At 39.6% G+C, this 16,608-nt stretch carries 18 protein-coding genes; all 18 read right to left on the bottom strand.

The window, feature by feature from the left end; all coding sequences use genetic code 11:
• Positions 1–42 precede the first annotated feature (42 nt).
• Positions 43–945: a succinate--CoA ligase subunit alpha gene (sucD, locus tag AC0C45_RS03600; protein ID WP_016765409.1), complete on the bottom strand. Its 903-nt coding sequence runs from the start codon at positions 943–945 to the stop codon at positions 43–45.
• A gap of 18 nt (positions 946–963) precedes the next feature.
• On the bottom strand, positions 964–2,124 hold the full coding sequence (gene sucC / locus AC0C45_RS03595) for an ADP-forming succinate--CoA ligase subunit beta (RefSeq protein WP_013058890.1): 1,161 nt from the start codon (positions 2,122–2,124) through the stop codon (positions 964–966).
• Between the two features lie 369 nt (positions 2,125–2,493).
• Positions 2,494–3,261 carry a ribonuclease HII gene (locus AC0C45_RS03590; RefSeq protein WP_016765410.1) on the bottom strand — a complete coding sequence of 256 codons (768 nt, stop codon included), beginning with the start codon at positions 3,259–3,261 and terminating at the stop codon, positions 2,494–2,496.
• A gap of 107 nt (positions 3,262–3,368) precedes the next feature.
• Positions 3,369–4,235 carry a ribosome biogenesis GTPase YlqF gene (gene ylqF, locus AC0C45_RS03585; RefSeq protein WP_025750333.1) on the bottom strand — a complete coding sequence of 289 codons (867 nt, stop codon included), beginning with the start codon at positions 4,233–4,235 and terminating at the stop codon, positions 3,369–3,371.
• Positions 4,236–4,256: 21 nt separating this feature from the next.
• Complete coding sequence (lepB, locus tag AC0C45_RS03580; protein WP_013058893.1) at positions 4,257–4,808, bottom strand: signal peptidase I; 552 nt, start codon at positions 4,806–4,808, stop codon at positions 4,257–4,259.
• A gap of 180 nt (positions 4,809–4,988) precedes the next feature.
• Positions 4,989–5,333, bottom strand: coding sequence for a 50S ribosomal protein L19 (gene rplS, locus AC0C45_RS03575; RefSeq protein ID WP_013084808.1), 345 nt, complete (start codon positions 5,331–5,333; stop codon positions 4,989–4,991).
• Positions 5,334–5,494: 161 nt separating this feature from the next.
• A complete protein-coding gene (gene trmD / locus AC0C45_RS03570; protein WP_016765413.1) occupies positions 5,495–6,235 on the bottom strand; it encodes a tRNA (guanosine(37)-N1)-methyltransferase TrmD in 741 nt (246 codons plus the stop codon).
• Complete coding sequence (gene rimM / locus AC0C45_RS03565) at positions 6,235–6,747, bottom strand: ribosome maturation factor RimM (protein WP_013058896.1); 513 nt, start codon at positions 6,745–6,747, stop codon at positions 6,235–6,237. The genes trmD and rimM overlap by 1 nt, the downstream gene beginning before the upstream one ends.
• Positions 6,748–6,759: 12 nt before the next feature.
• Positions 6,760–7,143, bottom strand: coding sequence for a YlqD family protein (locus AC0C45_RS03560; RefSeq protein WP_013058897.1), 384 nt, complete (start codon positions 7,141–7,143; stop codon positions 6,760–6,762).
• 149 nt (positions 7,144–7,292) lie between these two features.
• On the bottom strand, positions 7,293–7,523 hold the full coding sequence (locus AC0C45_RS03555; protein WP_047930789.1) for a KH domain-containing protein: 231 nt from the start codon (positions 7,521–7,523) through the stop codon (positions 7,293–7,295).
• Positions 7,524–7,534: 11 nt separating this feature from the next.
• On the bottom strand, positions 7,535–7,807 hold the full coding sequence (rpsP, locus tag AC0C45_RS03550; RefSeq protein WP_013058899.1) for a 30S ribosomal protein S16: 273 nt from the start codon (positions 7,805–7,807) through the stop codon (positions 7,535–7,537).
• A 136-nt stretch (positions 7,808–7,943) separates the two neighbouring features.
• The gene (gene ffh, locus AC0C45_RS03545) at positions 7,944–9,287 is read right to left on the bottom strand and encodes a signal recognition particle protein (RefSeq protein WP_034649192.1); all 1,344 of its coding nucleotides are present in this window, start codon (positions 9,285–9,287) and stop codon (positions 7,944–7,946) included.
• Positions 9,288–9,299: 12 nt separating this feature from the next.
• Positions 9,300–9,632, bottom strand: coding sequence for a putative DNA-binding protein (locus tag AC0C45_RS03540; protein WP_025750337.1), 333 nt, complete (start codon positions 9,630–9,632; stop codon positions 9,300–9,302).
• Between the two features lie 273 nt (positions 9,633–9,905).
• Positions 9,906–10,904, bottom strand: coding sequence for a signal recognition particle-docking protein FtsY (ftsY, locus tag AC0C45_RS03535; RefSeq protein ID WP_013058902.1), 999 nt, complete (start codon positions 10,902–10,904; stop codon positions 9,906–9,908).
• A gap of 25 nt (positions 10,905–10,929) precedes the next feature.
• The gene (gene smc, locus AC0C45_RS03530; RefSeq protein WP_171776651.1) at positions 10,930–14,490 is read right to left on the bottom strand and encodes a chromosome segregation protein SMC; all 3,561 of its coding nucleotides are present in this window, start codon (positions 14,488–14,490) and stop codon (positions 10,930–10,932) included.
• Positions 14,491–14,567: 77 nt separating this feature from the next.
• Positions 14,568–15,314: a ribonuclease III gene (gene rnc, locus AC0C45_RS03525; RefSeq protein ID WP_013058904.1), complete on the bottom strand. Its 747-nt coding sequence runs from the start codon at positions 15,312–15,314 to the stop codon at positions 14,568–14,570.
• 180 nt (positions 15,315–15,494) lie between these two features.
• Positions 15,495–15,728 carry an acyl carrier protein gene (acpP, locus tag AC0C45_RS03520; protein ID WP_013058905.1) on the bottom strand — a complete coding sequence of 78 codons (234 nt, stop codon included), beginning with the start codon at positions 15,726–15,728 and terminating at the stop codon, positions 15,495–15,497.
• A 138-nt stretch (positions 15,729–15,866) separates the two neighbouring features.
• A complete protein-coding gene (fabG, locus tag AC0C45_RS03515; protein ID WP_013058906.1) occupies positions 15,867–16,607 on the bottom strand; it encodes a 3-oxoacyl-[acyl-carrier-protein] reductase in 741 nt (246 codons plus the stop codon).
• Between the last annotated feature and the right edge of the window lies 1 nt (position 16,608).

The following is a 16,608-nucleotide window of genomic DNA, read 5'->3' as shown; positions in this document are numbered from 1 at the left end:
GGACAAAATAGCCCCCGGTCAAAGGAGGCTATATGTCTTCTATTAATGAGTCTTACACTGCTCGTAAATGCCTTGTTCTTTTAACACTTTAATAAGTGTTTCTCCCATAACAGATGGTGTTTCAGCTACTTGAATACCGCACTCATTCATTGTTTTAATCTTTTCAGACGCTGTCCCTTTACCACCTGAAATAATAGCACCAGCATGGCCCATACGTTTTCCTGGAGGTGCTGTTTGACCACCAATGAAGCCGACCACAGGTTTTGTCATATTTGCTTTTACCCATTCTGCCGCTTCTTCTTCTGCTGTACCGCCGATTTCACCAATCATAATTACTGCATACGTATCTTCATCTTCATTAAATGCTTGTAATACATCGATAAAGTTCGTGCCGTTCACTGGGTCACCACCGATACCAACAGCTGTTGATTGGCCAATGCCAGCTTCAGAAAGTTGATGAACAGCTTCATATGTTAATGTACCAGAACGTGAAACTACACCTACATGACCTTTTTTGTGAATGTACCCTGGCATAATTCCAATTTTACATTCTTCCGGTGTAATAACACCTGGGCAGTTAGGTCCCACAAGGCGCGTACGTTTTCCTTCCATATAACGCTTTACTTTTACCATATCTAATACTGGAATACCTTCCGTAATACAAATAACTAAATCTAAATCTGCGTCAACTGCTTCAATAATGGAGTCAGCTGCGAATGCTGGCGGAACATATACAACAGAAGCCGTTGCACCTGTTTTTTCTTTTGCCTCGGCAACCGTATTAAATACCGGAACACCTTCTACTTCTAAGCCGCCTTTACCTGGCGTTACGCCACCAACAATTTTCGTTCCATATTCTAACATTTGCTGTGTATGAAAAAGGCCAACTCCGCCTGTAATTCCTTGTACAATTACTTTTGTATCTTGATTAATAAATACGCTCATTCCTATCCCCCAGCCTTTCTATTTCACTAGTGAAACGATTTTTTGTGCGCCGTCTGCCATAGATTCAGCAGCTGTGATATTTAAGCCTGATTTTTGTAAAATTTCTTTTCCAAGTTCAACGTTTGTTCCTTCTAAACGAACAACTAATGGAAGGCTTAATCCCACTTGTTTCGTTGCTTCAACAACACCTGTTGCAATAACATCACATTTCATAATCCCGCCGAAAATATTAACAAAAATACCTTTTACATTTTGGTCAGATAAAATAATTTTGAATGCTTCTGTTACTTTTTCAGCAGTTGCGCCGCCCCCAACATCCAGGAAGTTAGCAGGGTCGCCTCCGTAATGTTTAATAATATCCATCGTTGCCATTGCTAAACCTGCACCGTTTACCATACAACCGATATTACCGTCTAGTGAAATGTAGCTTAAGTCGTATTTAGATGCTTCAATTTCTTTAGCATCTTCCTCTTCAAGGTCACGATATTCAAGAATATCTTTTTGACGATACAGCGCATTTGAATCAAAGTTTAACTTCGCATCCAATGCCATAACGTCTCCGTCACCTGTTACAACTAGAGGATTAATCTCTGCGATTGAGCAGTCTTTTTCAACAAATACTGTATATAAACCTGTCATGAACTTAACTGCTTTTCCAACTAATTCTTTTGGAATATTAATATTAAATGCAAGTCTGCGAGCTTGGAATGCTTGTAAACCAATCGCAGGATCTACATATTCTTTAAAGATTTTTTCAGGCGTTTTTTCCGCCACTTCTTCAATTTCAGTTCCACCTTCTTCAGAACCCATCAATACAACTTGAGACGTTGCACGATCAAGAACTAAACCGATGTAGTATTCTTTCTTAATATCGCATCCCTCTTCAACTAACAAGCGCTTAACTTCTTTTCCTTCAGGGCCTGTTTGGTGTGTTACGAGGGTCTTTCCTAAAATATCTTGTGCATATGTACGAACTTCATCTAAGTTTTTTGCTACTTTGACACCGCCCGCTTTACCGCGTCCACCAGCATGGATTTGTGCTTTCACCACTGATACTTGTGAACCTAATTCCTTTGCTGCTTCAACTGCTTCTTCAACAGTAAAAGCTACTCGACCGTTTGGTACTGCAACCCCATATTTTCTGAGTAGTTCTTTTCCTTGATACTCATGGATATTCATTTCCCATCCTCCTAACATAATCAACCACAAAACTATACTGCACAAAATAGACTGCGCTTTCATTGTATAAAAATAATTGTCTAATTGTCTACTATTCTAGTGAAAAATATTGAAATAATAAGAAAATTGATATTTTTATGGAGATAGTACTTAACCATACCTTATGAAGTCGATGAGGCTCTGCGGACGTTAAACGTATGGTTGATCATGTAAATCAACCTTCACAACTGAAGCGAACTGAAAGGAAAATAATTTACGAACTTCACCCGTAGCAATACCTCCACTTAAATAGGCTATATTCTTTTTGAACCTAAAATCCCGCATGTGAAACATGCGCTAAAAAGCAGGGATATGCTCGGGTATCATGTTCTAGTTTACTTGGTTTTTTATCGGTGCAAAAGATCGGCGGTGTTCTGGCAAAATTCCATATTGTTGGATTGCTTCTAAATGTTGTTTTGTTCCATATCCCATATGTTTTTCGAATCCGTATGCAGGATAGCGTTCACCAAGTTCTTTCATCATTCGATCTCGCGTCACTTTTGCAATAACAGAACTTGCAGCAATCGAAATGCTTGTAGCATCGCCTTTGATGATTGATTGCTGCGAAATAGGCACCGGCAGCTTCATCGCATCAATAAGCAGTTCATCAGGCTGAACAGCTAGAAGTTCAATTGCTTCAGTCATTGCCTTTTTTGTTGCTTCATAAATATTAATAGAATCAATGACCTCTGCGTCTATAATACCTATACCGATAGCGACAGCGCTTTTACAAATTTCTTCATAAAATTCTTCTCGCTTTGCCTCTGATAACTTCTTTGAATCCGTCAAACCAGGGAGAAAAAAATCCGGCGGCAAAATAACAGCAGCAGCTACTACCGGTCCTGCTAACGGTCCTCTTCCTACTTCATCTACTCCGGCAATATAGGTTGCTCCCTGATTGTATAATTCGTTTTCATATGCCATCATTTCATCAAACTGTTTCTTCAAGCGCTCAGCGGCTTCAAATTGCCTTTGTTTTTGAATAATAACCTGTTGCACACCTTTACGCTCATCTTGCGCATATACCTTAAATAAAGCATCTTCCGGGCTTCTCACTTGCTTTAGTTCTTCTTTTATTTCTTTAATACTCTTTTTCATTAGCTCCACCTTCTTTATATCAACATTTTCACGCGGCACTTTTACATAAAAAACGCCTCATGCTAAAAAGGCAGAGGCGTTTTTTGTTTCAGTTCGCAATGTATTGCTTACAGCTGCTGTTCAGCTTCACTTGGATCATCAAATGTAAAGGTGCCAATTTTATCCGTTCGAATTTCTCGAAGAACAAGCTCAGCCGTTTTATCGTAATCCACCATGCCGCCACCCATTAAACAGCCGCGGCGCGACCCAATTGCATCAAAAAGCTCTACAATGTCTTCAGGGATTTCATTTAAATCATAACGCTGCTTTAATTGTTCTGGGTAATGGCTAGTTAAGAAGCGCAGCGCATAAACAGCGACATCTTGCATATTTAAAATGGTATCTTTGATAGCACCCGTTGTCGCAAGCTTATATCCAACTGTTTCATCTTCAAACTTAGGCCACAAAATACCTGGCGTATCAAGTAGCTCCAGCTCATTTCCTACCTTAATCCACTGCTGTGCTTGCGTCACACCTGGACGATCTCCGGTCTTGGCGATTTTTTTGCTGGCAAGGCGATTAATCAGCGTTGATTTACCGACGTTAGGAATCCCTACAATCATCGCACGGATAGCGCGGGGTTTTTTAACTCCTTTTGCGCGCATGCGGTCAAACTTCTCTTGAAGAAGTTCTTTGGAAGACGAAACAATTTGTTTCATTCCTTTACCTGCTTGTGCGTCAATAGCTAAGGCATAAATACCTTGTTCTTTGTAATAATCTAGCCACTGCTGAGTAACGCGCGGATCAGCTTTATCCACTTTATTCAGCAATACGATTCTCGGCTTGTTCACGATAATCTCATCAATCATTGGATTTCGCGATGATTGCGGAATGCGTGCATCAACCAGTTCGTATACAATATCAATCAATTTTAGCTTTTCAGTTACTTGTCTTCTGGCCTTGGCCATATGGCCAGGAAACCATTGAATTGTCATATTTTACTCACCTTTTATATTTTACTTTGCAAAACGCGCTTCTTTAATCGGCCAGTATACGGCACTCGTTTTACCAAGCACCTTGTCCATGCTCACAAAGCCAATCTGACGGCTGTCTTTACTGTAGCGTCGATTGTCTCCCATCACGAACAAATATCCTTCTGGCACGGTCTTTTTACCCGTTACGTCTTCTAGCTTAAAGTCTTCGGTTAAATTACCGTCAATCACTTCTTTTTTATACTGATCTAAATAGGGCTCTTTATAAGCTTTTCCATTTACATATAGCGTATCATTTCGATACTCAATATGATCACCCGGCAGTCCAATAATACGTTTTATGTAATCTTTTTCCGCTGTAGCATGAAAAACAATAATATCAAAGCGATCAGGATCACCAATCTTATAGGAGAACTTATTTACAATCATTCGATTTTGGTCATGCAGCGTAGGCATCATAGAAAGTCCATCTACTACAATCGGTGCAAACAAGAAATAGCGAATTACAACAGCTAACAGTACGGCAATGGCGATTGCTTTTATCCATTCCCACAGTTCATTTTTCTTTCGAGCCATCTTCAGTCCTCCAACTCTTATGTCATACCTTTATTTTAAACGATAATGTTTGAAACGCCTAATAAATAAATAGAATAAAAAAATGATGACTTGTACGTCTATTTTTTACTGTCAGAGAACGAATCGTTCTAAAAAAACATTTGAAAAAAGGAGCTTGTATAAACAAGCTCCCCTTTACTATTATCGAATTTCTTTAATACGCGCAGCTTTACCACGTAATTCACGTAGGTAATAAAGTTTCGCACGGCGTACTTTACCGCGGCGCATTACTTCGATTTTTGCAATTTTTGGCGTATGAAGTGGGAATGTACGCTCTACACCTACACCGTAAGAAATCTTACGTACTGTAAATGTTTCGCTGATACCACCGCCACGACGCTTAATAACAACACCTTCAAATACCTGAACACGTTCACGAGTACCCTCAACGATATTTACGTGTACACGTACAGTATCACCAGGACGGAACGTAGGAAGATCTGTTTTTAATTGTTCTTTTGTAATCTCTTCGATTAATTTTTGCATCGCGTGTTTCAACTCCTTCCAACAGACGCTCATACCAATGCTTTTCAATCATTGCAGCGGAACATCGTTATAGGTGACCAGACATCTGCCCAAGCCACAAAATCTATCTTAGCACACTCTTATACCGTATGCAACAGAGTTTATGCATAAATTTTATGGATTTATGAAAGCTGATTTTCTTCTTTTAATTGAGCTACTAGTTTCTTTTGCTCTTCTGTTAGCTCCATCTTTTCAAGCATATCCGGTCTTCGAAGCAGCGTGCGCTTTAAAGACTCTTTTTGGCGCCACTGTTCAATTTTTTTATGATTTCCTGACATAAGTACTTCAGGAACCGTTAAGCCTCTAAAATCAGCAGGACGCGTATAGTGGGGGTGCTCTAGTAAACCTGTACTGTGTGAGTCCTGTACAGCTGAATGATTATTGCCAAGCACATCGGGAAGCAGGCGAACAACGCTATCGATCACAACCATTGCACCAAGCTCTCCTCCAGTTAATACATAGTCACCAATTGAAATTTCATCAGTTACCAACTGCTCACGAATGCGTTCATCATATCCTTCGTAATGACCGCAAATAAAAATTAAATGCTCTTCTGCTGCTAGCTCTTCTGCTTTTGCCTGTGTATAGCGTTCGCCCTGCGGACAAAGCAAAACTACCCGGGGCTTCTCAGCTGTTTCAGTCAGCTTTTCTACAGCGTCAAAAATAGGCTGAGGCGTCAATACCATTCCAGCACCTCCGCCGTAAGGATAATCGTCCACATTTTGATGTTTGTTCGTAGAATATTCTCGGAAATTAACTACATTCAGTTCAACCGCATTTTTTTCCTGTGCTTTTTTCAAAATTGATTCACCAAAAACACCGTCAAACATAGAAGGAAATAGCGACAGTACATCAATTTTCATTAGTCCAATAACCCTTCCATTACTGTAATAACAATCTCTTTTTCATCTATATCAATAGATTGTACAACGTCGTCGATGTAAGGAATAAGAACTTCTTTTCCGCCTTTTTTAACAACCCACACATCATTAGCTCCCGGCGTTAAAATTTCTTTGACCGTTCCTACCTCTACTCCGTCTTCTGTTTTTACTGTACAGCCAATAATTTCGTGGAAATAGAATTCACCGTCTTCTAAATCCGTTAGCTGCTCCTCAGGAATTTTCACTTCGCAGTTTTTATACTGCTCAACATCATTTACGTTTTGATAGCCTTCGAATGTAAGCAAATCAAAATTTTTATGCCTGCGGTGGCTTGCTACCGTTACTTCTACCGGCTCGCTTTGCTTTTCTTTGAAGATATAAAGTTTATTTCCTTTTTCATAGCGCTCGTCAGCAAAATCCGTAGTTGATACAATACGAACTTCTCCTTTTACGCCATGGGTATTCACAATTTTTCCAACCTTAAACCATTTCATACTTCTTCACCTCTATCTAATCTCAACAACTTTGCTATCTTTTATAATAATTGTTTTACTTTCTTTTATCTTTTCCCAATCATCGCCGATTTTTACCTCTACTAAGGCATCAAGTTCCGTTTCAACGAGTTCGCTCCCTAAAGGAAGCTTTTCTAATTGCGTCAGCTGAAAGTTCAACACTTCAATTTTTTCAAGGCGAGCGGATTTTTCTTTTTCAAACTGACTATGTAATAAAGAAGAACCTTTATTGGCTTTTTCCATATGCTTTAACTGAAATTTCAGCTGTTCCATTTCTTTTTCAAGCGCCTGCTTGCGGTTTATAAAACGATTTTCAAGATCTTGTTTGCTTGCTTCAGTTAACACTTGTTTCACAACCACTTTTTGAATAATGTTCAAAACGTTCCCTCCGCTCCCAATATAGTGACCTTGTGCTTTTTACATGCATATTGAAATAGCTGCTTCTGCTCGCAAAAGACTTACTGTGATCAAAACGTTCATCTTATCATAACATAAAAAAAGGGCGAGGTTATCCCTCTCCCTTTTGATTACTCTTGAATTTTCACATACACTTTTTTACCTTGCTGTGATGCTGCTGCATTCACAACAGTTCGAATCGCTTTTGCAACGCGGCCTTGTTTGCCGATTACTTTGCCGACATCTTCTTGGTGAACAGTAAGGGTGTACGTCACTTGACGTTCATCTTCTTGTTCCTCCACTTTAACATCAGCTGGGTAATCAACAAGCGGCTTTACAATTGTTTCGATTAGTGATGTCATCTCGAGTGAAATTATTTTCCTAATTTAGCATTATGGAATTTTTCCATGATGCCTTCGTTAGAGAAAAGGTTACGTACTGTATCAGATGGTTTAGCACCATTTTGTAACCATTTAAGAGCTAGCTCTTCATCGATTTTAACTTCAGCTGGTTGAACTACAGGATTGTAAGTTCCAACTACTTCGATGTAACGTCCATCACGTGGTGAACGAGAGTCTGCTGCTACGATACGATAGAAAGGAGATTTTTTAGCTCCCATACGTTTTAAACGAATTTTTACTGCCATTTTATAAAGCACCTCCGAATATGTTTCAACAAGATAATATAATATCAAATAGGTAAAATGTTTGTAAAGGTTTTTTTCTTAACACTAGAAAAATATTTTATTTTCTTTGATTTTTCAGTCCGAATCAAGCGTTTTATCATGAAAAGAATGGAAGTTTCATACCCTTTTTCTTGCCTTTTGACATATTTGTCATTTGTTTCATCATTTTTTTCATGTCTTCAAATTGTTTAAGCAAACGGTTGACTTCTTGTACAGAACGTCCGCTTCCTTTTGCAATACGCTTTCTTCGACTTGCATTAATGATTTCAGGGTTTGTTTTTTCCGCTTTCGTCATAGAACGAATGATTGCTTCTACATGATTAATTTGCTTTTCATCCACCTGCAGGTTTTTGAGCCCCTTTACTTTATTGGCGCCCGGAAGCATACCAATTAGCTCATCAAGCGGTCCCATTTGACGCACCTGAGCAAGTTGATCTAAAAAGTCATCAAATGTAAATGACTGCGTGCGCAGCTTAGCTTCAAGCTCTTTTGCTTTTTCAGCATCTACATTTGCCTGAGCCTTTTCGATAAGCGTCAGCACATCACCCATACCTAAGATACGGGAAGCCATACGCTCTGGATGGAATGCTTCAATAGCATCCATTTTTTCTCCAAGACCGACAAACTTAATTGGTGTATCGGTTACTGCACGAATAGAAAGCGCTGCACCACCGCGCGTATCGCCGTCTAGTTTCGTTAATACAACTCCAGTTAATCCTAATTGCTTATTAAAGCTATCCGCAACGTTTACTGCATCTTGACCCGTCATCGCATCGACAACAAGGAAAATTTCGTCTGGGTTAGAAAGCTCTTTGATCTGTTCTAACTCCTCCATTAAATTTTCATCAACATGCAAACGTCCCGCTGTATCAATTAATACATAATCGTGATGCTCTTCTTTCGCATGAGCAATAGCTTGTTTCGCAATCTCCACAGGACTTACTTGATCACCTAATGAAAAAACAGACATGCTAAGCTGTTTTCCTAGTGTTTCAAGCTGTTTAATAGCTGCCGGACGATAAATATCTGCTGCTACAAGCAATGGATTACGGTTATATTTTTTACGTAATAAATTGGCAAGTTTACCGGTTGTTGTTGTTTTACCTGCACCTTGAAGTCCAACCATCATAATTACAGTTGGAGCTTTTGGAGCTACTGCAATCTTGCTTTGCTCTCCGCCCATAAGTACAGTTAATTCTTCTTGTACAACCTTAATAACTTGTTGTCCAGGCGTTAAGCTCTTAAGAACGTCTTGACCTACAGCACGTTCGCTTACGCGCTTAACAAAGTCTTTTACTACTTTAAAGTTTACATCGGCTTCTAAAAGGGCAAGTCTAACTTCACGCATCATTTCTTTAACATCAGCTTCGTTAACTTTTCCTTTTCCTTTTAACTTTTGCAGTGTGCTTTGCAAACGGTCGGCTAATCCTTCAAATGCCATATACGCCGCCCCCTAATCTAATTTCTCGAGCGAATCAAGAAGAGAAGAAAGCTTACTATTCTTGTGTAAGTCGGCTGCAAGTTCGTCTTTCAGTTGTTGAACAATTGATTGACGCTCTTGAAACCGTTGAAATAACAATAGCTTTTCCTCATATTGTTCAAGCATTTGCTCTGTACGTTTTATATTATCATAAACTGCTTGACGACTCACATCAAATTCTTCCGCTATTTCACCGAGGGAATAATCATCCAAGTAATAAAGTGACATATAACTTCTTTGTTTGGGCGTCAACAGCGCCTGATAGAAGTCAAATAAGTAATTCATTCTTGTTGTTTTTTCGAGCATATGCACGCTCTTTTCAACCATCTGACCGCCCCCTTGTTAAGTGAAAAGCCTTTACATGTTATTAGTTTAACTAGGCGAGGTTTGAATGTCAAGTTTTTTCCTTAACACCTCACATTTTCCCACTTAAAAGAGATGGAAACATAACTAAATTACTTCAATTTAAAAACGAATAAATATGAAACCTGCGTCCCCCCTACTAATAAAAAAATCCGAACGATTAATCGTTCGGATCTCCCTTCAACTAAGATACTTATATCCCAGCCTCTTTTTAGATTACGCCTCTTTTTCTGTTTCTTCTTCTACAGCATTGGCAAATAACCCATAGATATATTGCTCCGTGTCAAACGGCTGAAGGTCGTCCACTTTTTCTCCAAGGCCAACGAATTTAACAGGAAGCTTCAGTTCGTTTCGAATGGCAAGAACAATTCCGCCTTTAGCCGTACCATCTAGTTTTGTTAACACAATTCCCGTCACGTTCGTTGCTTCTGAGAATGTTTTAGCCTGACTTAAAGCGTTTTGACCCGTCGTCGCATCAAGTACAAGAAGTACCTCATGAGGAGCACCAGGAATTTCTCGCTCAATAACACGCTTTACTTTCTCTAATTCTTTCATTAAATTTACTTTATTTTGAAGGCGCCCTGCTGTATCACATAATAAAACATCTGCTTTTCGAGCCTTAGCTGACTGAACAGCGTCATACATGACAGCGGCAGGGTCAGAGCCTGCAGATTGCTTAATAACATCCACACCAACGCGTTCTCCCCATACTTCTAACTGCTCAATCGCACCGGCACGGAACGTATCTCCTGCTGCCATTACGACTTTTTTGCCTTCTTGTTTGAATTTATGCGCAATCTTCCCAATGGTTGTTGTTTTTCCAACACCGTTTACTCCTACAAACAAAATCACCGTTAAATCATTTTGCTGCATATTCAGTTCACCAATCTGCTCTTCACCAGATTCATAAATATCAATTAATTTCTCAGAGATGACTGCCTGTACATCTTGAGGATCCTTAATATTACGGCGTTTCACTTCCGATTTTAAGTCATCAATTAAATCCAACACGGTAGCCACACCAACATCAGCACTGATTAAAATTTCTTCTAATTCCTCAAAAAACTCTTCGTCTACTTGACGATAGCGAGACACTAGATCATTCACGCGTTCTGAAAAAGAATTGCGCGTTTTTGATAAGCCATCTTTAAATTTTTGGGTAACAGAATCGGTTTGCATTGTAATTTTTTCTTTTAGTTTCTTAAAAAAGCTCATTCGTACCACCCTTTCATTCTATGAGTTAAACATATTGCTTTGATTCTTCTAAACGAACAGAGACTAATTTCGATACGCCAGATTCTTGCATCGTCACACCGTACAGTACATCAGCTTCTTCCATTGTACCTTTTCGGTGAGTAATAACAATGAACTGTGTTTGAGTACTAAATTTGCGTAAATACGTAGCAAAGCGATGAACGTTTGCTTCATCAAGCGCCGCTTCCACTTCATCTAGCACACAAAACGGCACCGGACGTACTTTCAAAATAGAAAACAGGAGGGCAATGGCTGTTAACGAACGCTCGCCGCCTGACAGCAACCCTAGATTCTGCAGTTTTTTCCCAGGAGGCTGGGCAACAATTTCCACACCTGTATTTAATAAATCTTTCGGATCTGTTAATTTCAAATCCGCTTTTCCTCCTCCGAATAGGGAAGAGAACACTGTACCAAATTCATTGCGGATACGAGTGAACGTATCAGAAAAACGTTTCTTCATTTCCTCGTCCATTTCTTCAATCACTTGATACAGGGTATTTTTCGCTTCGTCAAGGTCCGCTCGCTGCGTATTTAAAAATTCATAGCGCTCTGAAACGCGTTCGTATTGTTCAATAGAACCTAAGTTTACGGTTCCTAATTCATCAATTGCCAGCTTAATGAGCTTGATTTTTTTCCTCGCTTCTTGAATATCTAATGTTAAAGGATAATTTTCTTTTGCTGCTTCAAAGCTAATTTCGTACTCTTCTGTCAGCTGCTGCAGACGGCTGTCTAGCTCTACATCAATTCGATTGATTTTGACTTCTTCATCTTTTAAAGCATCCGCAATTTGTTTGTACTGACGCTGCAGCTCTTTTACAATCCTCTCTTCGTCTTCAAGTTTATTCTGGGCTTTCAACCGCTCTGATCTGGAGTCATCCATTAATTTTAACGTTTCTGTCTTTTCTTTTATTCGCTCATGCGCTGCTTCTTCGAGCTGAAGTTCACCCGAGTCGTTGCTCGTGATTTCACTCGTTAAAAGAGAAAGATCATCTGTAGTTTCAGATAAACGCTGAATGGTTTGATCAAGCTCAAAACACACTCTTTCATATTTTTCTTGCTGATTTGTGAGGAACTGTTCTTTTTTCGCAAGAAGCACTTTTACTTCTGTAAGCTCATGTTGAACCGTTTCTTTAGACGTTTGCTGTGTATGCTTGCGTGCAGCTAACTCTTCAATGTTTTTCTCTAATACATTTGCCTGCTGCTGATTTCCTTGCAAACTTGTATGCAGCTCATCAATTCGAGCGGACAAGCTCGTTTGATCTTGTCTAAAGCTAGCAATATCATGATCGTACATGGTTAAGCGGTCATTCACTGCTTTCTCTTCGATGTCAATTTGCTTTACTTCTCGGTCAGATTCCTGCTCTTTATCTTTCAAGCGTTCCACAAATGCCTGCTGTTTATTAATTTCCTGCTGAAGCTCCTCAATCTGTGACTTTTTATCTTTCACATCTTGCTCGAGCACAAGCGTCTTTTGTTCCATCTCTTCTATTTTTGCCGTAATGGCTTCCACTTCACGCTGACGGCCTAACAAAGAGTTAGACTTTTGCTTCATTGAACCGCCTGTCATCGAACCACCGGGGTTGACGACATCTCCTTTAACGGTCACAAAACGATAGCGGTGCTGCACAAGACGGGCAAGTTCATTTGCACCTTTTAAATCATTGACTACAATAACGGTTCCAAGCAAATTTTTAATAACTCGGTCGTAGGTAGCTTCGTACTTAACAAGAGATGAAGCGATTCCTACATACGCTTCATGGCTCTCTAGCATAGAAATAGTTTGAGCGGGAACATAACGGTCTTTTACAGACGTCAGTGGTAAAAATGTAGCTCTCCCGTAACCATTTTGTTTCAAAAAGCCAATTGCCTGACGTGCACTTTGTTCGTCTTGAACGACAATATGCTGAGCTGCTCCTCCAAGGGCAATTTCAAGCGCTGTTTCATACTCTTTTGGGACATTAATTAGCTCAGCAATCGCGCCTTTGATACCTGCAAGCTTCTCATCACGCGCTTTTAATACTTCTTTTACACCGTGAAAATAACCTTCATAGTCTTCTTGCATCTCTTCAAGCATTTCTTTTCGTGATTTTGTCTGCTGCACGTACTGATAAGCTTGATAAAGCGTAGACTCTTGTTTGCGATAGGCTTGCCTTAATGACTCAAGCTTCTCTCCTTGCTGCTTATACACTTGTACAGCTTGCTGAAGCTCTTGACGAAACTGAGCAAGCCTTTTGATCGCCGCTTCTTTTCGCTGCGTTAATTCACGGCGCTGTTCTACGTATTGCTCGTTGGATTTTGTTAAACGCTGCTCTTTTTCAAACGTTTGCATTTTTTGCTGCTCTAAAAATGAAATTTCATTTCGGGCGGATGTTTGAGCGTTCGCTAATTCAAAATACTCGCTTTTCATCTGTTCAAGTTTTTCTTCTAGATTCTCGCTGTACTGCCTGAACAGCTGTTCCTGCTCAGTAAGCTTCAGGCGTATCTCTTGTACTTCTTTTTGAGATTGCTCAAGATCTTTTCCTTCGCTGTCTTTTGCTTTACTTAGCTCTTGATGCTTATGAGTATACTCTTTTACTAAACGTTCCAGCTGCTCTTTATTTTGAAAGGCATTTTTCTTACGCTCTTTTAATACTTCTTTTTTGCCTTCTAGCTTTTCTACTTCTTCACTTACATATAGTAGTTTTTTATGTAAAGAGTCTAGTTGTTCATCTATTTGCTGAATGTGCAAACGAAGGGTCTGGATTTCTCCTTCACGCGTGCGAATATTCGTCGCGAGAGATTCTTCAAGCTGCTCGTGCTGAGCCATTTCAGCTTTTAATTTTTCCCATTTCTGATGAAGATCTTCAACTTCAAATACCGTAACAGCCACATCAATATGCTCTAATTCTTCTTTTTTCTGCAAATAATCTTTTGCAATAGACGATTGAATCTGTAAAGGCTCTAACTGACCTTCAATTTCATGAAGAATATCTACCACTCGATTTAAATTTTCTTGCGTTTCGAGAAGTCGAAGCTCCGCTTTTCGTTTACGCGTTTTGTATTTTAATACACCTGCAGCTTCTTCAAAGATTTTACGGCGCTCGTCAGATTTACTGCTTAGTACTTCTTCTACTTTTCCTTGACTGATAATCGAAAAAGCTTCTCTTCCAAGTCCTGAATCCATAAATAAATCGACAATATCTTTCAAGCGGCACGGCTGGTTGTTAATAAAAAATTCACTGTCTCCTGAGCGGTACACGCGCCTTGTAATACTAACTTCATGGTAGTCAAGCGGGAGAAACTGGTCATCATTTTCCAACGTCAGCGTTACGTCAGCCACGTTTACCGCACGGCGTGATTCGCTTCCCGCAAAAATAATGTCCTCCATTTTCCCTCCACGAAGCGATTTGGCTGACTGTTCTCCAAGCACCCAGCGTATGGCATCCGTAATGTTGCTTTTTCCGCTTCCATTCGGTCCTACTACCGCCGTTACACCTGGAACAAAATCTATCGATACTTTTTCTGCAAACGATTTGAACCCTGCAATATCTAATCGTTTGAGGAACATAGAAATCCCCCCTCACACTTGTAATCTTTTCATAGCAAATCCCCCTTTATAACGAATACGTTAAGAGGGGGATCATTTTATTTCGTTTGACTCGCTCTAATTTTCGTAATAGCTACTTGAGCTGCTTTTTGCTCTGCTTCTTTTTTCGAACGGCCTACACCAACGCCGAGCTCTTCACCATTTAACGATACGCGAGATAAGAATTCGCGATTATGCGCTGGACCTTTTTCTTGCAAAACTTTGTATTCTAACTGTCCAACTCCATCACGCTGAATCACTTCTTGAAGCTGGCTTTTGAAATCCATCACATGAGAAAAAGCACCTTCATTAATTTTTGGAAAGACAACTTTTTTTAGAATCGTTACTACCGTATCAAGCCCTTGGTCTAAATAAAGAGCTCCGATAAATGCTTCAAACACATCGGCCAGTAAAGCCGGTCTAGATCGGCCGCCTGTCATCTCTTCACCTTTTCCAAGTAACACTAGTTTACCAAAATCCATTTCATTTGCAAAAGTAACAAGCGACGGTTCGCACACAACTGCTGCACGAAGCTTTGTTAACTCACCTTCACTCATCGTTGGATATTTTTTAAATAAAAATTGTGATACGGTTAGCTCTAATACGGCATCTCCTAAAAACTCAAGACGCTCGTTGTCTTCATACGGTCTTCTGCGATGCTCATTCACATAGGATGAATGTGTAAATGCTTGAAAAAGAAGCGCTTCATTTGTAAACTGAATACCAATTTCCTTTTGAAACTCTGCAAAATTTTGCTTGAATTTCACGTTCATCTTTCGATCTCGATTTGAATATTGTTTAGGCATAAAATACCTCCGCTTACCTGCTTCAATTGTTTCGTAGTTTTTTCCTAACATCTCTCATTATAAAACGAGGTATCCTAAAAGATACACTACCTTTTCAAAAAAAGAGGTCTTTTTTTGAAATTCTTAAAAAGAAGAGAAAGCCCCGCTGTTTAACGGGGCTTTTCATACATATACTACAGATTAAATTTGGCTCTGTATGTAATTAACTGCATCTCCTACAGTTGAAATTTTTTCAGCTTCTTCGTCAGAAATTTCGATATCAAATTCCTCTTCAAGCTCCATTACAAATTCAACTACGTCTAGAGAGTCAGCACCTAAGTCTTCTTTGAAACTAGATTCTAGTTTCACTTCACTTTTGTCTACACCAAGACGATCAACAATGATTGTTGTTACGCGTTCTAGTACCTCTGCCATTGTTCTTCACCTCCCCTCAAGTCATTATAGATGATTTCCATCTAAAATACTATGGTTGAATAATAAAGTTTATCGGTCGCCTAGTAAACGTCCCTTTGTACTTTATCACCAAATTACACTTTTCGTAAAGTGCATTTTTTACATCACCATTCCACCGTCAACGTGAATCGTTTGACCCGTAATATAACGGCTTGCATCTGATGCTAAAAACGCAACTGCGTTCGCAACATCCTCAGGCTGGCCGAAGCTTGCAAGAGGGATTTGCTTTAACATTTCCGCCTGCACTTCTTCATTCAATTTATCCGTCATGTCTGTTGCAATGAAACCAGGAGCAACTGCATTCACTGTAATATTGCGGCTTGCTAATTCTTTGGCAGTTGTTTTTGTTAAACCAATTACGCCTGATTTTGCTGCTACATAATTTGCTTGTCCAGCATTACCGCTGACGCCGACAATTGATGAAATATTAATGATACGTCCTGCGCGCTGCTTCATCATTTGACGAGTAACCGCTTTTGTACACAAAAATACGCCTTTTAAGTTTGTATTAATAACATCATCCCATTCGTCTTCTTTCATACGCATAAGAAGATTATCACGTGTGATTCCCGCGTTGTTCACTAAAATATCTACTGAACCAAATGTAGAAATCGCTTCTTTTATCATTGCTTGTACAGAATCACTTTCTGCCACATTTGCTTGTACAGCAATTGCATCCGTTCCTAATCCTTTAATTTCATCCACAACTTCAAGAGCTTTCGCTTCGCTGCCAGAATAGTTTACAACTACTTTAGCACCAAGCTTTCCCAGCTCAATTGCAACGGCACGACCAATTCCGCGAGAAGCGCCTGTTACAACCGCAACTTTCCCTTGTAACATG

The sequence above is a fragment of the Priestia sp. VA7 genome (assembly GCF_055710015.1).
This window is presented reverse-complemented; position numbering and strand designations above follow the sequence as displayed.